The sequence below is a fragment of the Maribacter sedimenticola genome (assembly GCF_900188415.1).
GTDB lineage: Bacteria > Bacteroidota > Bacteroidia > Flavobacteriales > Flavobacteriaceae > Maribacter > Maribacter sedimenticola.
In genome coordinates this window covers 704,999-727,616 of sequence record NZ_FZNV01000001.1, presented here as the reverse complement: position 1 = coordinate 727,616, position 22,618 = coordinate 704,999, and the positions used below count along the sequence as shown (strand labels likewise).

Annotated in this window: 19 protein-coding genes; all 19 read right to left on the bottom strand. The window is 38.5% G+C overall.

Translation table 11 applies throughout. From position 1 onward, the window contains the following. Window positions 1-32: 32 nt before the first annotated feature. The 19 genes from CHB68_RS02965 to sov all read right to left on the bottom strand — a co-directional run bounded on the left by CHB68_RS02965 (window position 33) and on the right by sov (window position 22,603). On the bottom strand, window positions 33-1,154 hold the full coding sequence (locus CHB68_RS02965) for an efflux RND transporter periplasmic adaptor subunit (RefSeq protein WP_089259361.1): 1,122 nt from the start codon (window positions 1,152-1,154) through the stop codon (window positions 33-35). 43 nt (window positions 1,155-1,197) lie between these two features. Next, window positions 1,198-2,454: an ABC transporter permease gene (locus CHB68_RS02960; RefSeq protein WP_089259360.1), complete on the bottom strand. Its 1,257-nt coding sequence runs from the start codon at window positions 2,452-2,454 to the stop codon at window positions 1,198-1,200. A 1-nt stretch (window position 2,455) separates the two neighbouring features. Then, on the bottom strand, window positions 2,456-3,685 hold the full coding sequence (locus tag CHB68_RS02955) for an ABC transporter permease (protein WP_089259359.1): 1,230 nt from the start codon (window positions 3,683-3,685) through the stop codon (window positions 2,456-2,458). After that, window positions 3,678-4,379 (bottom strand): ABC transporter ATP-binding protein, encoded by a 702-nt coding sequence (locus CHB68_RS02950; RefSeq protein WP_089259358.1) that lies wholly within the window; start codon window positions 4,377-4,379, stop codon window positions 3,678-3,680. The genes CHB68_RS02955 and CHB68_RS02950 overlap by 8 nt, the downstream gene beginning before the upstream one ends. A 93-nt stretch (window positions 4,380-4,472) precedes the next feature. Then, window positions 4,473-5,591: an efflux RND transporter periplasmic adaptor subunit gene (locus CHB68_RS02945; RefSeq protein ID WP_089259357.1), complete on the bottom strand. Its 1,119-nt coding sequence runs from the start codon at window positions 5,589-5,591 to the stop codon at window positions 4,473-4,475. Window positions 5,592-5,622: 31 nt separating this feature from the next. Beyond that, a complete protein-coding gene (locus CHB68_RS02940) occupies window positions 5,623-6,879 on the bottom strand; it encodes an ABC transporter permease (RefSeq protein ID WP_089259356.1) in 1,257 nt (418 codons plus the stop codon). Window positions 6,880-6,935: 56 nt separating this feature from the next. Next, window positions 6,936-8,183 carry an ABC transporter permease gene (locus CHB68_RS02935; RefSeq protein WP_089259355.1) on the bottom strand — a complete coding sequence of 416 codons (1,248 nt, stop codon included), beginning with the start codon at window positions 8,181-8,183 and terminating at the stop codon, window positions 6,936-6,938. Window positions 8,184-8,291: 108 nt separating this feature from the next. Further along, window positions 8,292-8,513: a hypothetical protein gene (locus tag CHB68_RS02930; RefSeq protein ID WP_089259354.1), complete on the bottom strand. Its 222-nt coding sequence runs from the start codon at window positions 8,511-8,513 to the stop codon at window positions 8,292-8,294. Beyond that, window positions 8,503-9,036: a DUF420 domain-containing protein gene (locus CHB68_RS02925; RefSeq protein ID WP_089259353.1), complete on the bottom strand. Its 534-nt coding sequence runs from the start codon at window positions 9,034-9,036 to the stop codon at window positions 8,503-8,505. The genes CHB68_RS02930 and CHB68_RS02925 overlap by 11 nt, the downstream gene beginning before the upstream one ends. Window positions 9,037-9,046: 10 nt before the next feature. After that, window positions 9,047-9,778 (bottom strand): SCO family protein, encoded by a 732-nt coding sequence (locus CHB68_RS02920; RefSeq protein ID WP_089259352.1) that lies wholly within the window; start codon window positions 9,776-9,778, stop codon window positions 9,047-9,049. Further along, entirely contained in the window at window positions 9,778-10,410 is a 633-nt protein-coding gene (locus tag CHB68_RS02915; protein ID WP_089259351.1) for a hypothetical protein, read from the bottom strand. The genes CHB68_RS02920 and CHB68_RS02915 overlap by 1 nt, the downstream gene beginning before the upstream one ends. A gap of 123 nt (window positions 10,411-10,533) precedes the next feature. Next, entirely contained in the window at window positions 10,534-10,917 is a 384-nt protein-coding gene (locus CHB68_RS02910; RefSeq protein ID WP_089259350.1) for a cytochrome C oxidase subunit IV family protein, read from the bottom strand. A 53-nt stretch (window positions 10,918-10,970) separates the two neighbouring features. Continuing rightward, window positions 10,971-11,945 (bottom strand): cytochrome c oxidase subunit 3, encoded by a 975-nt coding sequence (locus tag CHB68_RS02905; RefSeq protein WP_089259349.1) that lies wholly within the window; start codon window positions 11,943-11,945, stop codon window positions 10,971-10,973. A gap of 95 nt (window positions 11,946-12,040) precedes the next feature. Beyond that, a complete protein-coding gene (locus CHB68_RS02900; protein ID WP_089259348.1) occupies window positions 12,041-12,622 on the bottom strand; it encodes a cytochrome c oxidase subunit 3 in 582 nt (193 codons plus the stop codon). 1 nt (window position 12,623) lies between these two features. After that, window positions 12,624-13,526: a heme o synthase gene (gene cyoE, locus CHB68_RS02895; RefSeq protein WP_089259757.1), complete on the bottom strand. Its 903-nt coding sequence runs from the start codon at window positions 13,524-13,526 to the stop codon at window positions 12,624-12,626. 257 nt (window positions 13,527-13,783) lie between these two features. Further along, complete coding sequence (locus CHB68_RS02890) at window positions 13,784-14,488, bottom strand: energy transducer TonB (protein WP_089259347.1); 705 nt, start codon at window positions 14,486-14,488, stop codon at window positions 13,784-13,786. A gap of 62 nt (window positions 14,489-14,550) precedes the next feature. Then, window positions 14,551-14,943: a VanZ family protein gene (locus CHB68_RS02885; RefSeq protein WP_143815163.1), complete on the bottom strand. Its 393-nt coding sequence runs from the start codon at window positions 14,941-14,943 to the stop codon at window positions 14,551-14,553. Beyond that, complete coding sequence (gene gcvH, locus CHB68_RS02880; RefSeq protein ID WP_089259345.1) at window positions 14,936-15,316, bottom strand: glycine cleavage system protein GcvH; 381 nt, start codon at window positions 15,314-15,316, stop codon at window positions 14,936-14,938. The genes CHB68_RS02885 and gcvH overlap by 8 nt, the downstream gene beginning before the upstream one ends. A 126-nt stretch (window positions 15,317-15,442) precedes the next feature. After that, a complete protein-coding gene (gene sov, locus CHB68_RS02875) occupies window positions 15,443-22,603 on the bottom strand; it encodes a T9SS outer membrane translocon Sov/SprA (RefSeq protein ID WP_089259344.1) in 7,161 nt (2,386 codons plus the stop codon). Window positions 22,604-22,618 lie beyond the last annotated feature (15 nt).

Genomic DNA, 22,618 nt, shown 5'->3' with positions numbered 1-22,618 from the left:
GGTTTCGTTTTTTGATTTGATTGATTATTTACTTATTGGTTAGCACCATTGTCAACACTCTTGGCATCTAACTTGTTCCAAATTTTAATCTTGGCATTCTCATCAATACCGGAAATGATCTCTACATCGATACCATCACTGACCCCTAACACCAATTCTCTCTTTTCAAATTCATTTTCGCCGGTTTCAACTTCCACGTAAGGTTTATTGGTTTCCTTATCAAACTGCAGCAATGCTTCTTTAATAGAAAGCACATCTTTCTTTTCTTCCAGAACTATAGCTGCATTAGCGCTATAGCCCGCCCTAACATTGGTACTGTCCGTAACCACCAAATCTCCTTCTATCTTAAACTGTACGGCACCTTCTTCCTCTACCCCCTTAGGAGCAATAAACTTTAATTTTGCCTTGAACGTTTCATCCTGTAACGCCCCCATACTAATTTCCAACGGCATACCAACTTTTAACTTTCCTACTTCTGCCTCGTCTACTTCTCCTTCAAATATCATTTTGGACATATCCGCAATGGTGGCTATAGTAGTACCATCGTTAAAATTGTTACTTTCAATGACCTGATCACCTACCTCAACAGGAATTTCCAATAACGTACCCGTTACCGTAGCCCTAATATTCGTATTGGCGCTGGATGAGCCTCCTGCGGATCCCACCCGGATTATCTGGTAGTCTGCCTGTGCATTTTCCAGTTCCTGCACCGCTTGATCATAGCTTAATTTAAGCGCATTGAAATCTTGGCTGGAGATAACACCCTTATCAAACAAAGTTTTGTTTCTTTCATATTCAACCTTGGTATTCCCCAGTGCAATTTTGGCATTGTTTACACGTCCTTTTGCTTGGTTTAAGGATTGTTCATTGGGCACCACCTTAATGGTAGCGATCAAATCTCCCGCTTTTACCTGAGCTCCTTCTTCCAAGTATACTTTTTCAATAATTCCCGAAATTTGGGGCTTGATCTCTATTTCATCTTCTGGAATAACCTTACCGGTAACCACAACCTTGTTTACAATATCCCTTTTTGCAACTTGCTCCGTTTCATATGTCTTTAGAGGAGTACTATTTTTCTTTAAAAAATAGACCACTGCAGCCAATATCCCTATTACCGCCACTCCTAGTAATCCGTACTTTACATACTTGTTCATGCTCAACTATTTGATTGTTATTTATTTTCTATTCTCTGGTTTGTTATTCTTCCCGCAATGCATCTATCGGTTTTATTCTAATTGCCCTATTGGCCGGAATCAATCCTATTAAAACACTTAGGCCTACCATTAAGACGAATGATACTATAAACTGCGGTATACTGATCATAAGATTATAAAAGGGCATATCACTATTTTCCCCTATCATATTATTGGCTATCGCTAAAAACCCAACAGCTATGGCAAAGCCTACAAATCCTGCAAACACGGTTATTACTATAGATTCCAAAACAATCTGTCTTTTTACGACTCTAGGAGTCGCCCCCAAGGCGCGGCGTATGCCAATTTCCTTTGTGCGTTCCTTTACCGTAATCAAAAGAATATTACTGATCGCAATAACCCCGGCAAGAAGTGTTAGTATACCTACAAAAAATGACACTCCTTGCAATACCGTTGTAAACGATGTTACGTTATTAAACACCTCAGACAGGTCAAAGCTTCCAATAGCCCTTTCATCTATTGGATTGATATCATATTTGTTTTTTAACAATCGTTTGATCTGACTTTCTACTACAGGTACCTTTACATCTGGTTTTACCGAAATTGCCATCCAACCCATTCTATCTCCTGATCCAAATGCTTTTTGAAATGTGGAAAAAGGAATATATACCGAATTTTCACCATCAATATTGATATTCTGGTTGGGCTTGTAAATACCAACGATATTAAAGAACACCCCGTTTATCCTGACATCCTCACCAATAGCATTTTCCCCTTTATCAAAAAGAAGTTTATAGGTTTCCTCACCTATAACGCACACCTTTTTAAAATCTTCCATATCATTTTCGTTCAAAAACCTGCCTTCCACAAGTTTCTTCTTCATGATATCATCAATATTGGGATAATCACCATACACGGATGAACCACTGGTCAACCCATTTCTATATACGGTAACTATACCCCTGTGGCTTCCTAATTCAATTCTTGGAGCCAACACTTCTATTTCCTCTATCTGCTCCTTGAGTATGGTTGCATCCTCTAATTTAAATTGAATTCTACGACCTCTTTCAAAACCTTTATAAGGTTCAGAAGTACTTTGGCTCCATATAAAAAGACTGTTTGAAGCCGTACCGGCAAATATTTTCTGGAATCCGTTGCTCATACCATTTGCCCCTCCTAAAAGCAAAACCAAAATAATCATGGCGATAATTACACCCAGCATGGTTAAAAAAGTGCGAAAAAGATTCTTGCCCAAAGTGGCAAAAATTTCCGACCATAAATCTTTATCTAGAATCCACATATTATTTATCGCTTAACGCTACAATTGGTTTAACCTTTGCTGCTTTCATAGCCGGTATAAGTCCCGCCAAGACACCTGCTACCACTAATATTATTGTTGCCGTGACTACAATGGACATACTTACCGACGGGTTTGCAAATGCACCAGATTGAATATTGGGGCCCACTGCGGCCAGTAATGCGGTAGCAATGCCCAACCCAATAAAACCGGACAAAGCGGTTATAAAGACAGACTCAAACAACACTAATTTTATAATAGACCAAGGTTCTGCACCCAAGGCTTTCCTTACTCCAATTTCCTTGGTACGTTCCTTAATGATGAATACCATTATATTGCCTATACCCACAATACCCGAAAGCAAAATCAATAGACCTACAATAATTACGGCAATATCAAGACCTCCGGTAAAATTGCTGATATCCTCAAAAACTTCGGCATAATTAAAAATTCGCAATCCGGCCTGATCTTGAGGTGCAATCTTAAATCTGCGCTTAAATACACTTTCCAATCGTTCAGAAAATTCCAATGCTTTGGTTAGGTCATAAGTAGGGTTATAGGTTAAGGAAATCTGGTCTATATGATCTGTCTGCCCATACATTTTTTGAAAAGTACTTGTTGGTGCATATATTCCACGCTCCGCATTATCGTCGCCATCATCCGTAAAAGTACCTATGACCCTAAACGGCAAGCCATTAAACTCAACAAATTTACCTATAGCATCTTCTCCCTTAAATAGGTCTTCCTCTACCTTTCTTCCAATAACCGCTACTTTAGAGGCATTGAGCAAATCATTGGTATTGATGTACCTTCCCTTATTTACGATTGTTTTCTCAATAGCTTGATGATCTGGATAAACTGCCTGTATATTATAGCTACCAGTTTCACTTCTATAACGAGCAGAAGTACTTTGATATACCCTTGGGCTAATGTATTCAATGTCGTTTGGAAAGCTGCGCTTAATATATTCTATATCGTCATTGGTAAGCTGTATTCTTCTACCGGCCTCAAAACCACCATATGCCATAGATGTAGTACCGGTACGTACAAAAATTGAATTAGTGGCATCATCACTGAACTGCATGGTAAAACCGTTCTGCATTCCATTAACGCTAGCAAGCAGCATCACTAAAATAAAAATACCCCATCCAACGGAAAATCCCGTTAAAAATGTACGTAGCTTATTATTGCTGATACTATGATAAATTTCCTGCCAAATATCGCGATCAAACATATTGTTCTGCCCTTACCTGTTCAATTTTCTTATCCTCTATGATCACACCATCCTTTAAATGCACTATACGTTTACACATATCTGCAATATCCGGTTCATGCGTAACTATTAAAATAGTATTTCCCTGATCGTTAATTTTCTGGATAAGGTCCATTACCTCATAGGAGGTCTTACTATCCAAAGCTCCTGTAGGCTCATCTGCAAGCAATACCTTTGGTTCTGCTGCCAATGCCCTAGCAATGGCAACACGTTGTTTTTGTCCACCGGAAAGCTCACTGGGTAAATGAGAGGCCCATTCCTTTAGTCCAACTTGTTCCAAATATTTCAATGCTTTTTCTTGGCGTTCCTTTCTTGGTACCTTTTGGTAGTACAGGGGCAGCGCTACATTCTCTGCCGCACTTTTATAATTAATTAAATTAAAGGACTGAAAAACAAAACCTAAAAACTTGTTCCTATAGCGTGCTGCCTTGGTTTCATTCAAGTTTTTAATAGGTACATTATCCAAAATATATTCCCCGGTATCTGAACTATCCAACATACCTAGTATATTCAATAACGTAGATTTTCCGGAACCGGAGGAACCCATTATAGCTACCAATTCACCTTCCTCAACGTTAAAATTTATACCTTTTAAAACGTGAAGCGAGTTTTTGCCCATTTTATAGGACTTGTGAAGATCTTTAATTTGAATCATGTTGGTTATGGTTTTGAACAATCCTAAGCATTGTCTTTAGGTTAGACTATGGGAGATTAAGATTGTTACATCAATTCTTGGATTTTTTTTAATTTATTGATTTTGGGCAAATTCATCTGGCTTGACCTCGTTCCAAACCTTAATTTTGTCACCTTCTTTGATACCTGAATTTATTTGCACGTAAATACCGTCGCTTATGCCCAGTTCAATATCCTTACGCTCAAATTTCTGGTCACCGGTTGCAATTTCCACAAATGGTTTTTTGGTTTTGTCGTCAAATTGGACCAATGCCTCCTTTACGGCCAAAACACTGTCCGCTCGTGCAAGGATAATTGAGGCATTAGCGCTAAGTCCGGCCCTAATGAATACACTATCCTGCTTTTTAAGGGTGCCTTTAATTTCAAATTGTATGGCGCCGTTCTCTTCATTACCCTTTGGGGCAATATAATCAAGAACCGCATCAAAAACTTTGTCCTCAATGGCACCAACCGTAATTTCCAAAGGTAGATTTTCCTTTATCTTGCCTACTTCGGATTCATCGACCTTTCCTTCAAATATCATTTTGTCCACATCCGCAATAGCCGAAATAGTAGTGCCCTCGTTAAAATTGTTGCTTTCTATAACCTGGTTGCCCACTTCCACAGGTACTTCTAGTACCATACCACTTACCGTGGCCCTTATTTGCGTATTTGCGGCATTACCGTACCCGGCCGTTGTACCGGTCTTAACAATATCAAAGCGCTTATTTGCGGCAGCGAAAGATTGCTTTGCCTGATTATAGGTTACTTCTGCTCGCTCTAAATCCACCTTTGATATTACACCTTTCTCAAACAGGCTTTTTTGCCGTGCCAAATTTCTTGCTTGATCATCCAAATTTATCTTGGCTTCATCAATATTGTTTCTTGCATCGTTCAATGCACTTAAATTTGGCACTACCTTTATGGTACATAATAAATCACCGGACTGTACATAATCCCCGCCCTCTACAAATATTTCATCTATTACCCCAGAAATATTAGGTTTGATCAATACTTCCTCTAGAGGTAAAATACTACCGGTAGCCATCGTTTTTCTTATAATCGTCTGCTTGGACGGTTCTTCTGTCTGATAAACAACCGGGTCCTCAGCATTTTTTTGATACAAATAATACATAGACCCACCAAAGGCCAAAACAATAATTAAAAGAATGACAATAGTTGCTGATTTTTTCATTTTTTGATTGGTTATAATTTTATCATTGTAATTATTCTGTTCTTAATGCCTCTATAGGCCTAATTTTTATAGCGCTTTGGGCAGGTATAAAGCCTGCAAGCAATCCTGAAAAGACCAAGATGATCAATGCACTTATCACCACCCCAAGGCTTACACTCGGATTTATGAACATATCTACGGGACCGACCGAATCTAAAAGTGCATTCACGCCATATATAAATGATGCGCCAAATACAATACCTATCATACCGGAAATAATGGTCAAGAAAATAGATTCCATCAATATCTGTTTTTTAATAGACCAAGGTGCTTCTCCCAATGCCCTACGGATACCAATTTCCTTGGTGCGTTCTTTGATTACGATCAACATGATGTTGCTCACCCCTATAATTCCGGATAATAGGACTAGTACTCCAACAAAATAAGCCACCCACCGCAGTGCCCCAAAAAGGCTCTCAACCCTATTAAATTGTTCATAGAGATCAAAATAGCCTACAGCACGTTTATCATCTGGATGTACCCGCCTTTTTTCTTTGACTACACTCACAATTTTCTCCTTTAAATCACTAATAGAGCTACCATCTTGAGCTGTTATGGCCATCCAACCCACATTATTCCCCATATTAAAGGCTTGGGAAAAAGCCGTAAACGGTACAAAAATTTCCTTTTGCCCTTCTTCACCTCCACCCTCGCTCTTTTTTTGATAAGTACCTACGACCATAAAGTTGACCCCCTGAATTTTTATATAGGTTCCCAGAACCTGTTCACCTTTATCATAAAGCTCGTTTTGTACGCCGTCCCCTATTACCGCTATTTTTCTTTTGTCCTCAATATCGTTCTGGTTAATAAATCTGCCCGATGTGATGGTCATGGGTTCTTGGCGAATAATTTCCGGATAGTCCCCATAGATATTAAAGGCCCCTATTTTAAGTCCCCTTACCACATTATTTCCGCCACCAAAACCTCCTAACTGATTACGAGGGGAAATAAAACGTAAGTTTGGCACATTATCCCTAATAGCTTGAACATCTTCTATCTTAAACTGAAATTGTCTTCCTTTAGGTAACCCTTTATAGGGCATTGTGGTACTTCGTGACCACATAAACATCGTATTGGTGGCAATATCCCCAAAATCTGCCCGTATACCGTTCTCCAACCCTTTACCGGCCGCCAATAAAATAATTAGGATAAATACACCCCAACCCACACCAAAAGAGGTTGCCAGCGTTCTAAAGACGTTGCCTGACAAGACTTCCATAATTTCCTTCCAACGGTCTCGGTTAAACATGTTTACTTTATTTAATTCCAATACTAATCCAACTACAAACGGTGGTGCTTAACATACTACTCATCACGCAATGCTTCAATCACATGGATTCTGGCCGCTCGCCAAGCAGGAAAAAAACCTGCAATGGCACCTGCCACAACCAATACGATTACCGTAGTCAATGCAACATTAAAATCTACGGAAGGATTGAGTATATAGTCAACTTCTATATGGGGACCTACAAGTTCCAATAGCCCCATACTAAGAATAAGACCAGAGAAACCAGCTATTGCCGTTATAAAAATAGCCTCATGCAATATCATACCGACTATGGACCATGGTTTGGCCCCCAATGCCTTTCGTATGCCTATTTCCCTAGTTCTTTCCTTAACTACTATAAGCATAATATTGCTCACCCCCACAATACCCGCAATAATGGTACAGACACCTACAAACCAAAAGAAAAACTTAATGCCCCCCATAAGGGAATAAAAACGTTTTGCCTCTTCCATAGGATTATAGACCTGTATTGCACTGGTGTCATCCGGAGCAACGGTATGCGCCTGTTGTAGATAAGATTTTATTGCATTTTTAAATTGAATGGATTGTACCACGGCAGTCTCAAAATCCTTGGCTGGAGGTAATGTATAGGCCAAGTTATTAATATAGTCCGCCCCATTGAAAACTTGCTGTGCCGTGCTTATAGGAATATAGATGCGGTCCTCTTCCCGCTCTCCTCCAATATCTCCATAAACCCCAACAATCTTAAAAGAAATACCGGATATATCAAGGATTTCACCAATAGGGCTTTCAATGTCCTTAAAAACCTCCCGCTTTATTTTATTGCTGATAATGGCAACCTTTGATTTTAAGTCTACATCTTGCTGGTTAAGAAACCGACCTTGTGACATAAACTCATTCTCAATGAACTGAAATTGGGCACTTACCCCTTGTACATTGTACGCCAATGATTCCTTACCGTAGTTGACAAAGGAATTTCTAACAAATAGTCGAGGTGATTTATGTTCAATTTTGTCAGCCAGCAATACAGCCGCAAAATCATAGTTTTCATTGCGCAATTGTATTCGCCTACCAGGATTCATACCCTTATATTCCTTGGTAGTAACTCCCGGCCACACCCAAACACTGGTAGCCGCATCTTGTTCAAACTCCTTGGCGATACCATTTTGCATACCTTGCCCAAACCCCAATAAGATGACCAAAATAAAGATTCCGGAAGCTACGGAAAGACCCGTTAGGAAAGTGCGCAGTTTATTCTTGCGAATAGTATCGAAAATTTCCTGCCAACGTTCTAGATCGAACATATGATTGATTAGTTTGATTGATTGATGAGCGCAATATTGCTATTGCACAACTATAAGACTAATCAATTTAAAGTTTGTTACACTTAAATGGTAAAAAATATTCGCATATTAGGTTGTACGCATTTTTCGATAGATGAAATAGAACAGACCACCGACCAATACATAGGGTACCGCCATTAAATAAACAATGCCGTTATTGATACCTTCCGCAGCCTTACCAGTAGACTCGCTTTCCAAAACCGCCCTACACATTGCACATTGCGCATCCATATCTATAGGAAAACATACAAAGGCTATGATTATAAGTAGTATAATTTTTTTAGTAAGCATAATAAGGAGATATCATTAAATAAACTACGACCCCTGTTACCGCAACATACAACCAAACAGGAAACGTATATCTGGCCAAGGACCTATGTTCCTCAAATTTTTTAAGATAAGCTTTTGCATAAGTTCTCAACACTAAAGGAATCAATGCTATGGAAAGTATGATATGGGTTATGAGAATAAAGTAATATACATATGAAATTAAGCCATCACCACCAAATGGAGTGGAATCTGAAGTCATATGGTATGCAATATACATCACCAAAAAAAGTAACGATAACACAATGTTGGCGGTCATTAAATTTTGATGTAATTTTTGATTACCATTTTTTATGGCCCATACCGCAACCAATAATAAAACTGCCGTTAAACCATTTATAGCTGCATAAATAGGTGGCAAAAAAGATAATGGGGCCACATTAGGTATTTTAATTCCAAAAAGTAAGGCTACCACAACAGGGATTACAATGGAAACCACCGTAATCATCCTATTAAAATTCCGTTCATCTGAAACTTTCCCTTGCATACATTTTCGTTTATTCTTGTAACAATTTTTTAATATCGGTCCTTAAAATACCTATTTCCTCTGTCTCGCCATGATCATTGGTTTTTTCCTGTTCCAGGATTGCCCCTCTGTAATACACAATAGGATTACCAAATTCATCCTTCCTAGAACGAAGATATCCCTCTTTGTCAACTAATGCAAACAGACCGGAATGCTCAAATCCGCCAGGAACCTCAGGCATTTCCGCAGCAAAAATATTGAACCCACCATTGGCCAAATCATAAATGGCTTCTTTATCCCCAGTCAGCAAATTCCAGACTTCGGTATTAATGTTATATTTTTGGGCATATTGCCTCAAAACCGATGGGGTATCAAACTCTGGTGTAATGGAAAATGATGCAATACCAAACTCATTGTTTTCTTTGAAGTTGTTCTGTAAACTAACAAGGTTTGTGGTCATTACAGGACATATACTTGGACATCTTGTAAAGAAAAAATCCACAACGTACACCTTGCCCAAATAATCCTTATCCGTAACCACAACACTATCTTGGTTTACAAAAGAAAAGGAAGGCACCCTTCGTTTCTTTCCATTTAGCAAGATATAACCTAAATCATCCGTTTGTTTTGAAATAACACCGTTTAGCCTATCATTCTGAACAACCGTGCCGGCAGACATTCTATCTACAATACGAGGTATGACGATAATTCCAAAAATAAGAACAATCAATGACACCCATACATATGTATATTTCTTATTCATTACTTGGTTCTTTCTGCGTTATTCTTTTTCAGTGCCAGTCTATATTCTGCCAATACAATTTTGACATCATCTACCATTTTATTGTTCAGATCCGACACCAAGCTAGAATTAAAACCGTACTTGGTACCATCATCCTCATCATCCGTACGCCCACGAAGTGCCAAGTCCTTATCTATGACAAATACATAAGGTGAACCCAAATCTTCACCTAATGAAATATCCGTTTGTAGACTTTCAAAAACCGCTTTGATTTTTTCGGGACTGTCAAATACAAAATGCCATTTTTCTACATCTGCCAAAGTTGCAAGTTCTTCTTTAAGTTCTTTGGATTTTTCTTCCGCACCATATGGTAGCATCATTACAAATTGAAAATCCTTAAACTCGTGAAAGCGTTTATATATTTTCTGATTTAAGTTAAAGGCATTTCCTTTTCTATTATCTACACTAGAACCCAAAAAACCCAATATGGTGATATGGTCCTTAAATTTGACCTCACTGTCCACAACGTTCAATTCCCTGATATTTTCAGTAAGCACAGGCAATCTGCCAAAATTATTTACACCACTGGCAAAAAATAGGTATGCTACTATAGGAAGCACAAATAAAACAACAAGTATAAAGGTCTTCTTCATATTAAATAAATGCGTTTAGCATACAATCCATTGCCGTACCCGCCAAAATCAGCTTAAAAAAGAAACTATACAAAAATAAAAAAGACGGTATTAAGACCGTCTTTTAATTCTGTTAATAATACCTTAGAAATTCCAACTAACAAAGCCGTCTTTATAGACATTATAAATATAATCCGCTTCTACCAGCAATATAAAGACCAGGTAAATAATCAAGAAAATAGGAGTCCAGACAATTGCTCTTCTAAGCGATGCTTTTTCATCCCTTAGGTGCATAAAATCCCATGCAATATAGTAAGCCTTTACCAAGGTTAGAATAATAAATATCCAGTTAATTAACTTCATACCCAAAAAGTAGGTATCTGTTAAGGATACTGGCTTTATAATACCTAAAACAACCTCTACTGCAGTTATTAGCGTTAGAAACGCTAAAACTCCCCAAATCTTTTGTGTATTGGACTTAAACTTAACAAGTCCCCTAAAAATTTCCAATTTATGCCCGTGTGCCATTTTAATACAATCTTTTAAATATATCTATCGTAGAACTATTGCCCTGTCTTAAATTAAACCAAGTAGAAAAAGGTAAATACAAATACCCACACCAAATCTACAAAGTGCCAGTATAGACCAATTTTTTCAACCATTTCATAGTGCCCCCTTCTCTCGTAGGTACCCAAAATAACATTAAAGAATATAATGATATTGATCACCACACCAGAAAATACGTGAAAACCGTGGAAACCTGTTATAAAGAAGAAGAAATCCGCAAAAAGTCTGCTACCATATTCATTTCTTATAAGGTTGGCTCCTTCTACGACCATAGTAGCATCTGCCAATTTGGCTAATGACGCCTTTCTGTCCAAAAGGGTTTTTTCCCCTTCCTCATTGATCAACTCAGTTCTTATCAAAATATTTGGATCAGCTTTAAAACCTTCTATCACCTCGTTTAAGGAGTAGGTTGGAAGTTCGCCTTCATCAAAAAACCAAATACCGTTCTTTCTTTCATGTGCCACCCTTTCACCAGGAATAGTCACTGCAAAATCCCTTAATGCAGCACGTTCGCCACTATCAGCCTTTACGAACTGTAAAATTCTACCACCTTTAGTCTCTAACGCTCCGTGATCACCCTTTATGAACGTTCCCCATTCCCATGCTTGGGAACCAACGAAAATAGCACCACCAATAATAGTAGCGAACATATACCAGATTACGGCATTCTTTTTCATTTTATGACCAGCATCCACAGCCAACACCATAGTAACGGACGACATAATCAAAATAAAGGTCATAAAGGCAACATATATCATAGGATAGTTACCATGAAAAAAAGGAACGTGGGTAAATACCTCGTCCGCAATGGGCCATGTTTCAATAAATTTAAATCTTGAAAAACCATAGGCCGCCAAAAAGCCTGAAAATGTTAAAGCATCCGATACCAGGAAAAACCACATCATTAATTTACCGTAGCTTGCTCCCAATGGCTGGTTACCACCACCCCAAACGTTTGTTTCCTCTGCCGTTGTCACCGTAGAATTCATATACTAATTATCGTTTTAATAAAACTTTAGCAAATTTACATTTTTTTGAACTATATAAAAGAGCAATTTGCCCAAAACTTAAATTGAAACACTTTTTATTTTACAAAGGTCATAAATAGCACTAAATAGAGCCATAGGAAATCTAGAAAATGCCAAAAAGTTGCGCCTAACGACAACCCTAAATAATTAGTTGAAGTATACCTGCCCTTACTATGATTGTATATAACTACCAATAAGGATATGATACCGGCAACTAAATGCAGGATATGAACCATGGCAATTAAAAAAACAAATGACATTTTTATACTACTAGTAGGACCTGTAAAATAATACCCATTAGCCACTAATTGCGAAAAGCCTTGAAATTGCAATACTATAAAAACTATACCTAGCCCTAATGTAATCCACAACCATAGTTTGGATCTATCTCCTTGACCCTCCTTTACAGATTTTTTTGCAAGAAAATAGGAGATACTACTTAAAATTATTACGATGGTACTATAGAAAAATGCTTGGGGTAAATCAACATCACTGGCCCAATCATCCCTAGACCTACTTACGATATAGGCACTTGTCCATCCAGCAAAACTCATGATCATACTTACGATTCCAAACCAAAGCATCATCTTTTTTGCCCTTGCATTCTTATCTTCCGGTGTACCCTGTGTTAAATCCATATTATGCTAAAAATTTATCGATTACATATACAATTTGCATTAACGTTATGTAACTAACGCTTGCCAACATTAATTTTCTTGCGGAGGCATTATCCCTTTGTCTATACAATTTAAATGCAAACCCTAGCATTACCGCACCCATGACAAATATTAAAACCGCCGCTGCGATAGACAGGCGCAATCTACCCGTAATACCAAAAACAGGAATAACAGATATGACCATCATCCATATGGTATACATAATAATCTGTAATACCGTTGCCGCATCCTTTTTTCCTGTTGGCAGCATTTTAAACCCTCCACTTTTATAATCCTCATCCAACATCCATCCTAAAGCCCAAAAGTGAGGAAACTGCCAAAAAAACTGTATCATGAAAAGTGTTCCCGGCTCTATACCAAATTCATTGGTTGCCGCCACCCACCCTAACATAAAGGGTATGGCCCCAGGTATGGCACCTACAAATACCGCAAGTGGGGTAATGGTCTTTAAAGGAGTATAAACACTAGTATATAGAAAGATTGAAATTGCCCCGAACATAGCGGTTTTGGGGTTTAATAAATAGAGGGCCACCACTCCTAACAATGTCAAGACTACTGCAATGGCCAATGCTGTATTCGCCGACATTCTACCTGCAGGAACAGGTCTGTTCCTAGTGCGTTTCATCAATACATCCAAATCTTTTTCAATAACCTGGTTATAGGCATTACTTGCCCCAACCATGCAATAGCCACCAAAGGCCAATAACAATAATTGAACCCATTGAATTTCGTACGCACCTAAAAAATATCCTGCAATAGAAGAGAAAACGACACTTATAGCTAACCTAGCTTTGGTAATTTCCTTAAAATCGGCAAACATTAATGCTAGCACATTATTTTTCGCCGAACCCACAGCCGTTTTCATAATTTGATTAATAGATCCACAAAGATAACCCCCAAGAGATATTTCTGCAACCATAACCCCTTTTTTAATACTATACGGCTTAAAACAAAGTATAGTTATTCACAGTTAAAACAATACGGATAGAAAATATAAAATCAAGCCAAGATGTATCAAATGACATTAAAGATAGGAGCAAAAAAAAACATTTATGCTTAGGACAAAAAAAATCCCGAGTGTATTACTCGGGATTTTTATATCATTAAGAATAGTAACTTGTACTATTGTAATTTAAAATTGATCGGAATACTAAAAGGTACACGTACAGCTCTACCTCTTTGCTTACCAGGTGTCATTCTTGGAAGCTTGTTGATAATTCTAGCAGCTTCCTTTTCCAAATTTTTGTCTGGTCCACGCATTCTAACGTTACCGATAGTTCCATCCTTTTGGATAACGAACATTACACTAACCCTACCTTGCACACCCATTTCTTGGGCAATTTCTGGATAACGGAAGTTTTTACCGATATGCTTTTGAATCATGGTATTGAAACAAGCTCTTTTGTCACTTTCATTTTCACAACCAGGAAATACAGGTACATCTTCAATTACCGCGAAAGGAACATCTACATCTTCTTCCACTTCCTCTACTACAACGTCCTCAACCTCTACAATTTCTTCCTCTTGACTAGTTTCAGTAGATTCAATTACCGTTTCCTCAACTTCTTCCTCATCTTCGACAACCTCAATAATTTCAGGCGCTGCCGGTGGTGGTGGTGGTGGTGGAGTTTTGATTTGTTCTGTCATTGGAACCTCTTCATCCAATAAATCATCTACGTTCATAGAAATATCATAGTCATTGACCTCATCATAGGTTTTCCACTCAAACGCAACATAAGTAAATAGCATTACCGCGAACAATCCAATAACAAAGTATAGGCTGCTGTTCTTCGTTAAATCCGCTTTAGGATTCTTTTTAGGTTCCATATATATTCAATTTAGTGATTGCTAATTTAACTAATTATTCCATAAAAATGCAACTAATATTTTCATTTTAACGATGGCTTTGTAAAAAACCGCGTCCTTATGAAGAACATTCCTACGATGGCCCCGCATGAATTAGCCAATGCATCCAATATATCGCCATGTCTATCCGTTGTTGCCATATGCTGTAATACCTCAATAACTATGCCGTACAATATTGCAAATAACATAATGTATATCACCCCTTTAAAGGAAGCTAACTTAACAACACCACCATTGGTTTTGGCAAAGAATGCAATGATGACCATTACCAAATAAAATGTAAAATGGACGGCTTTATCCAAATGTGGAATATTGAACGTTGAGGTATCTACATCCGAAAAAGAAAATAAGCTGAAAAATGTTACGAACATCATCCAGCTTATGAACAAAAGTTTATAAACAAGGGCTTTAGCCACCAATAATTTCTTTATAGGCTTCCGCACTTAATAAATCGTCAATCTCACTTGAATCGGAAAGTTTGATCTTCACCATCCATCCTGCACCATAAGGATCGGTATTTACCTGCTCCGGCTCGTCTTCCAAAGACTCGTTAAACTCTACGATTTCTCCAGATAATGGAGAAAAGAGATCAGATACGGTTTTGACGGCCTCTACGGTTCCAAAGATAGCTTCGCGATCTAAGGTCTCATCTAATGTATCTACTTCCACGTATACAATATCTCCTAATTCCCCTTGCGCAAAATCGGTAATGCCAACAGTAGCAATATCACCATCGATTTTTACCCACTCATGATCCTTTGTATATTTTAATTCAGCTGGTATGTTCATTATATGATTTAATTTTTTACTTCGGCAAATGTAAAGTTTTATGCCAAGGTTATCAAAAAATAAATTAAGCTAATATCTCTTAGAAAAATTAGCGTTACCCACCCCTACAATTTAGTCCTCAAATTACTAATTACCAAAATTGTAACGTATGGTAAACCCTGTATTTATGGTCGTTTGCGGGAATGCTGTTGAAACCGCAAACTGTGAAAATGAATGGTCGTAAAAGAACAAGGCATTCAATTGTTTGCTAAGGGCATAGTCTGCGGTAAACTTTAACGACATTAAATTTTGTCCTGAAGTAATCTGATTATTGTCGATATCCAAATTCCTTATGATGGTTATATTATCCCTAAGCGTAACATCTGCCTTTAGGTTTAGGTCTCCTTTTAACCTAGTTTTAGTGCCTCCAATATTGGTCACCAATTTTACATCCTTAAAGCGGTAACCTAAACCTACGGTATATTCCTTACCGTTTATCTCTGTCATTAAATTATTATCAAAACTTAGCGACATGGCCCTATCCGTTCTAACCTCAGCCAATACGCTAATAGAATTCTTCATTTCAAAATCTACACGTGCCAATGGGTTAAACTGATCCGTAAGGACAACATTGTTCAATATTAAATCTGGCAATATGTTTCCGGTCTCTGGATCCGTAAGTGTTATACTAGGATCGGCAATTCTATTCTTGCGAAGTTGTTCCTTCTCCAAATTGGTTTGAAAAGAATTAATGCTATATGCGGAGCGATACCCATGGCTCAATGAAAATCGTTTGAACTTCTTCTTAAACCATTTGTTCTTCATTAATCCGGTATACTTAATGCTCCAATTTGGAATTGGTATATCCCTAAACGTGTCTAAATTAACACGACCGGCATCTTGACCCGTGTAGGCCGCAAAAAATGCGGGCAACAGAACATTTTGCTGTGTTTTTCCATAGCCTTCCGGAAATTCGCCATTGGCATTTAAGGGTATATTATTCTCCAATGCCAACCTATTGGCTATGGTAAGTCTATTTTCCTTGAACTGCTCAAAATTAGCAGAATCAAATTCATCGCTCCTTCCAAAGGCCGTACCTATCATCATAGTAGAAATACTAAAACTGCCATAGGTATTGCCCAATTGAATCTTATACTCTTGATCTTCTACATTGAAATTCTCCTGATAGCTATTGGAATACTGTCTATCTGCCACAAGATCTATTGTGATATCCCTAGTGGGCTGGGCGGTAGCCGTAATATTCAATTGCTTGTTCGTTCGCTGTACAAATTGTTCGTTAAACTCAGGAAACGCAGTTAACCAGCCATTTCTAGCCGCTTCAAACCTAACATCTGCCTGACTACCAAAAATAAATCCTACACTAGGCCTTGCGGTACCTATGAACCCCACAGATTGGGTATAGCCAGGTAGCACTGTACCATTGTTTTCACTATAGTTCAAGTTTAATCTCTTTACCATGGTAACGACATCTACTACGGTATTGAAAAAATCACTGGTTTTACCTTTAATTTTTTCTTGATCTTCAGAAGGCACACCCGCTTTGTCCCTTCTAATTGGTCCGGCAGCAGCGGCTTTTGGCGCAGAACGTTTCTTTAACCCGATCATATCATAAAACTTCTGCAATGTTAGCGAAGAAGTTATGGTGTGTGTATTAGCATTTTGGACGGTGTTGATATCCGAACCAACTACCTGCCTGACCGCATCTCCGCCTCGTTGCCAATCAAAATTACTGGTATAGGTATATTGGGTATTTATGAAGTCCAAAGCCGGAATCTTGGCAAATGGCACCTCATAATTTAGTTGCATCTGCTGAGAATGCCTGTTGGGCTCCCCTACATCAAAGAAACCATCCCAAAGACCTAGGGTATTGTCTATTCTATTGAACGAATCTTCAGGTTCATCTTCATTAAAGTAATTTCTAATGATATTATTATTAGATCCCGTTAAATTCAATCGTAACGATTTGGTCAAATTATAATTTATGGCATATTGCCAATTAAATAAGTAATTACGTTGTTGTAATTCTGGAAGTTCCAACCTATCCACACCTTCTTCCCTAACATCCCTAAAACGTTGCGCATTAAACTGCCTGTTAATATTTGAGTTGACGCCGATAGTAGATGGCAATAAGTTAAGGTTCAAATCTTTTAACCATTGTAAGTACTTACCTGTAAACAATGAATCTTTTTTGGCAAAAGGCGCGACCTCTACAGGTTCAAAACTATGGTTATAAACAAAACCGGTATTGACGCTCTGGTCACGCAACTGCGCAATCTCAAAATCACGATGATCGGTTTCATTATAGCTATAGTTGAACGTAAAGTTTTCTATGTCGTAAAAATTGGCATCTGCCTCATCCCCCCGATCTTTTCTTAGACCTATAACATTAATACTTGTTCTTTTTGTATAATCCTCTGCTTGTTCCCGTATTTCATCTGCGGTTTCTTGATCTGGTGCCGCATCTATTAGATCATCAAGCTTTAAATCATCATAAACGGGATCAAACTCCGGTGTAATTACCTGTTCTGAAATGCCGTAATTGAATGGAATTTGTATACCCCATTTTTTTGGAAGCAATTGCCCTACATTAACATTGGTGACAACATCATACGATATAGCATCTTCCCGAGCACGTTCATTGGGCATTTGGTCTATACTACCAAAACCGGATGTACTGGTACTGCCCGTTGCACTGATATTGGCAAAATCCGCGATATTGGCATCTACGGAAGCCACAGCTGCCCAACCGCCATTATTGTCCAGTCCTGCAAGACGTAATTCATTGAACCAAACCTCACCCCTGGCCGGTAAAATATCCTGATTTTTAACCCCCACCATAATACTCCTTATACTACCTAGGGAAGGGTTACCTTTAATTCCAATACGTACCTTACCCGGTGTACGCACATCAAATTCATCAACGGGAACAACTTCCCCGTTTTCGATTTCAAAAAATCGCATTTCATTTAATTCTCCGCCTGTAATCCATAAAGATTTTACCTTGTTCAAATCACTAAGCGCAACGGTCAGTTCATTGATTTCCGGCCAAATTTCCGTATCGGCAACTGCACCAAAAGGAGTAAACTGTAACGGAAGCTCCATTTGGTAATAGTTCTGTGAGAAATCCGTACCAATGCGGAGAAACCCTACCAATGGTGTACTGGTATCCGCATAATCACTATCCACAATTTTTTCAGCATGCATGAACATTTTCAATTGCTCATACTGGCGTATATCTATATTTAGATTCTTAAATACACCCCGGGCATCCTGTGCCTCTAGATTTTCAACAAGTAAAGAGAGAGATTGCTCATTTTGACGAATGATCGTGTTATTATTATTCAATTGCTCCCTGACAACGCCCGGTGGCAGAACATAAGGAATAGGGCTTCTATTGCTATTTTCTTCTATGTTTACCGTATTTACATCTAATGAAGTTCCATCATCTGCAGGATTGTTGTCAATATCCGGATCTTGTAATGATTTGGTGTAAGTACGCCAGTCTCCCCTCACGAGGTCCAATGTCGCAAAACGTAATACGGTTGGAGAATTAAACCCGGTCATGTACATCCTCATAAAACTAATGGATCTAAAATCCGTAATTCCGCCAACGGCATCCGTAAAATCACTTAACGGAATTTTATATTGAATCCAACGATAACTTACCTCATCGCCATTAGGTATTCTATTTCCAGAAGCTGTTCCTTCCCTTATGTCGGTAACATATTTATCATTGATCGTGGTATTGGGCTTTATAGGAATACGGTATTCATAATAACTATTAACCGTATTCATGGTAAGGTCACGATCAATGTCCTCAACATCCGGTAAGGTGGTAGACCCCCTATTGGTATTGGTTACCTCTACAGGTGAGTTACCGTCCGGACTGTTGAAATCTACATAACGTTCCAAAATACTTCCTTCCCTGTTTAAATAATACCGATAATTGTCCAAAGCAGGGTCATCGCCTCCATTGTTGGTAAAGATGTCGGCTTCATTAATATCGTTCAATCCGTCATATCCAATATCCTGTAAATTTCGGTTTTGTTCACTGGCATCAAAGGCATAGACCAAGGATTGTGTTGCCGGTACTTCTCCCCATGCAGTAGGTGCAACAAAATCATTGCTATCAACACCGGGCAAACCGTTTTCGTATTGTTTTTTACCATCCCGTAATATATCCTCAGAAATATTACCAAGGTTGATGACCAATTCACCAGAACCGGTAGAGATACCATCAACATATGGGTCCATTACCCAGAATTGGACAAATTCCACATTACTTTGTTCAAAATCCGTACTGCTCAATGCACGCATCATACCCCCCCATTTATCGGTAGGCAATTCAGATTCAAAACTTGGGTTGTTGTTATAGGGCCCCTTGGTAGTTGGATAATAAACCATATCCAATGTTCCCTGTACCTGTGTTTGTCCTTGGGCTACATCGGTTTGTGGAAAAACCTCATCTATAAATACCCTACGTGTTGGGTTAATGGAAATATCGTCATCACTGATCCCAGATGGTCTTTGATTGGTATAGAAAATAGGATCAATAGTGTACCAAGCCAATTTGGCCCTGCCATATCCGTTCAGTAAATTATCCGGGTCTTCAGGAGAAGTGCCATAAAGCTGGCCGCCGTTGCCAAACTCCAACGGTGTACTGGAAATTGTCCAACCTAAGGAGGCACGTATATCTATTAAAGCCTGCGCCCCTTCAAAATCATCCAAATATGTGGTGGTCTCCCCTTCAAAATTTGCATTCTTTGGAGAATTAGGCTTCAACATGGCCATTTCTGCACGAATAGACACGTTAGAAGGCACATCAGTATCTATATTGGGAAGTTTATTCACCATACGGGTCAACCAGGGTACTTCGGTAGAAAAGTTTCCGTTTAGACCAAAGATCGTATTGTTTACAGGCTCAACACCAAAATTAGACTTTTGGGTCAAAGGTCTCTCGTTCAAGTTCAACAGCGTTGCCCCCAATACAAACTTGTCCGTAAATTGATGTTCCACATTTACCCCGGTAAAACGCCTAGTCTGTTGACCAAAAACAGCATTGTTTTCTACGGAAATATTAATTGGAACATTGGAAGCCTCTAAACTAGGATCTAATATTTGTACCGTACCCGCCTGATAGTTAACGGTATAATCAATACCTTCCTGCAATTGTCTACCACCTGCGGTAACACGAACAGAACCCCTAGGCACATTAAATGCCCCAATAGGAATACCGTTACTACCTTCTGATTTGTATTTACCTTTTAATAAAAATTTATTCTTTTCCGGATCCTGAAGTGCCGCCGCCTTGGTCAATTCATACATATCCTTGAATACGTATTTCTCTTGGTTGGCATTATAAGAAGTTTCGTCCCCATAACTAGCACTGTTTCCGTTTTCCAATTCTTGGAATAAAAATTCACCAAACGGCTCTACTTTGGTAAATATGATACGGCCACCTTGAATATCTATGGTCTGTCCCGGTACAAAATCAAAAAAACCGTCCCCTCCAGGCTGTATATCGTTATAGACATTTAACCTATCCAAATTAAAAACACTTAACAAAATACGTTCCTCAAGACCCTCTGGCCAACCTGACCCTGGCCCTTCTTCTACTGGAGTTATGTAATTCCTTGGTGTTGGGTCGGAATAAAGAATATTCAATTTAAAATCTTCCTCACTTAAACGAAAAGCGCCCGTAGCATAAATATTCTTCATCATTAAATCCCAAATAGGATCGCTGATATTGGTAATATTACTTTTTAGCAACTTTAAGATCAAGGTATTATTTTCGATAATAGGATTAGCACCTTGAGATATGGTAGTGGCTTCTAGTCCGCCATTGGCAAATTCCCCTACTTGGTAGACTTCTCCCTGATAGGTATATTGAAAGGCAACTCCTAAAACTTCATCGTTACTTAGACGTTGGTTCAATGAAATATATCCCAATTGTGAATTAAATTCAAAATCCCTACCCTGTTCCAACTTTCTGGCGTTCTCTAAAATGGCATAGTCAAAACCTTGGTTAACGGAATATCCGGGAATATCAAAACCACTCTCCACGGTTGCAATCTCCCTAATATTTTCATTCAATGCACCGCCACCACTACTGATCAGTGCCGGATCATAATCATTAGCACTGTTTCGCGGCCTAACATTTAAACTACCGTCAAAAAAACCGCCACCACCGCCATTCTGTGCAATTCTGGTATTCCCAGCTTCCGCCTCACCTAAATCCTGAATGGCAACGACATTACGTACATTAAGCGTTTGTTGACTTCTATTCGTGACCCAAACTTCTATACGTGTAATCTGTACTTGACTTTGTATGTACGGATATGTTTCCAGTGCACGATCGTAATTGTCCCTAAAATAATGAGCCAGGAAAAAGTGCCTGTTCTCATCATAGTCCAACGCCGTTAATGAAAACTCGTTCAATGTACCGCCCCCTTGGGCAACTACGGTATTGTTTTGTGAACGTTGCTCTGAAAACACGGCGGTTACCGAAGTTTTACCGAACTGTAATTTTGTTTTTACACCAAATAGACTTTGCGCTCCCTGTATTAACGAACTGTTTAAAGGCATATTTACATTACCGACCTCAATGGATTGGATAATATCATCTTCTGTTGGCGTATAATCCAATTTTACGATGTTCTGGAAATCAAACGTAGCTTCCGTATCATAGTTGGCATTAACCTGTAGCCGTTCACCAATTTTACCCAACATGCTAAGGCTAATACGCTGGTCAAAATCAAACGATAGGTTGGTTCTATTTCGTGGGGATAAAGAAGGATTGTCGTTTTTCTGCCATATGACCCCAAGATCCATTGCAACGGAACCCTGCGGAATAATTTCTATGGTATTACCTCCAAAGATGGACGTAAAGAAATTATTGTTTACATAAAAATTGGGCAATAAGTTTTTACGTGCCTCTTCACTTCCTGCTTTTTTACCGGAATAGGCATCTGACTTTTCCTTGAAGTAAGATTTAATACCTTCTTTTTCAATAAGGGCAAAATATTGTTCCGGTGTCAGAATAATAGGGTAGCCAATATTAAAATCGCCAACACTTTCATTATAAATATAACGATCAAGTTTAGGATCATAAATATATTTGGATACAATACTATCTGGATTCTCAATTAAGATCCGACCTAGATCAAATCCTGTTTTTACAGAATCTATCTCCTGCTCTTCCGTTTCTTGACCAAAAGCACTGGTTATGCTTCCAAAAAACGCAAAGAATAAAAAGATATACTTAAAAGAAGTTTTAAGATTTTTAATCGCCCCTTATTTTTA

Bases quoted from the DNA above. Each gene is read 5' to 3' on its own strand.
- CHB68_RS02950 (WP_089259358.1), bottom strand. From the start codon at position 4,379: ATGATTCAAATTAAAGATCTTCACAAGTCCTATAAAATGGGCAAAAAC.
- CHB68_RS02915 (WP_089259351.1), bottom strand. From the start codon at position 10,410: ATGAAGAAGACCTTTATACTTGTTGTTTTATTTGTGCTTCCTATAGTA.
- CHB68_RS02965 (WP_089259361.1), bottom strand. From the start codon at position 1,154: ATGAACAAGTATGTAAAGTACGGATTACTAGGAGTGGCGGTAATAGGG.
- CHB68_RS02930 (WP_089259354.1), bottom strand. From the start codon at position 8,513: ATGCTTACTAAAAAAATTATACTACTTATAATCATAGCCTTTGTATGT.
- CHB68_RS02945 (WP_089259357.1), bottom strand. From the start codon at position 5,591: ATGAAAAAATCAGCAACTATTGTCATTCTTTTAATTATTGTTTTGGCC.
- CHB68_RS02900 (WP_089259348.1), bottom strand. From the start codon at position 12,622: ATGGATTTAACACAGGGTACACCGGAAGATAAGAATGCAAGGGCAAAA.
- CHB68_RS02940 (WP_089259356.1), bottom strand. From the start codon at position 6,879: ATGTTTAACCGAGACCGTTGGAAGGAAATTATGGAAGTCTTGTCAGGC.
- CHB68_RS02960 (WP_089259360.1), bottom strand. From the start codon at position 2,454: ATGTGGATTCTAGATAAAGATTTATGGTCGGAAATTTTTGCCACTTTG.
- cyoE (WP_089259757.1), bottom strand. From the start codon at position 13,526: ATGAAAACGGCTGTGGGTTCGGCGAAAAATAATGTGCTAGCATTAATG.
- CHB68_RS02920 (WP_089259352.1), bottom strand. From the start codon at position 9,778: ATGAATAAGAAATATACATATGTATGGGTGTCATTGATTGTTCTTATT.
- CHB68_RS02925 (WP_089259353.1), bottom strand. From the start codon at position 9,036: ATGCAAGGGAAAGTTTCAGATGAACGGAATTTTAATAGGATGATTACG.
- CHB68_RS02890 (WP_089259347.1), bottom strand. From the start codon at position 14,488: ATGGAACCTAAAAAGAATCCTAAAGCGGATTTAACGAAGAACAGCAGC.
- CHB68_RS02935 (WP_089259355.1), bottom strand. From the start codon at position 8,183: ATGTTCGATCTAGAACGTTGGCAGGAAATTTTCGATACTATTCGCAAG.
- gcvH (WP_089259345.1), bottom strand. From the start codon at position 15,316: ATGAACATACCAGCTGAATTAAAATATACAAAGGATCATGAGTGGGTA.
- CHB68_RS02905 (WP_089259349.1), bottom strand. From the start codon at position 11,945: ATGAATTCTACGGTGACAACGGCAGAGGAAACAAACGTTTGGGGTGGT.
- CHB68_RS02955 (WP_089259359.1), bottom strand. From the start codon at position 3,685: ATGTTTGATCGCGATATTTGGCAGGAAATTTATCATAGTATCAGCAAT.
- CHB68_RS02910 (WP_089259350.1), bottom strand. From the start codon at position 10,917: ATGGCACACGGGCATAAATTGGAAATTTTTAGGGGACTTGTTAAGTTT.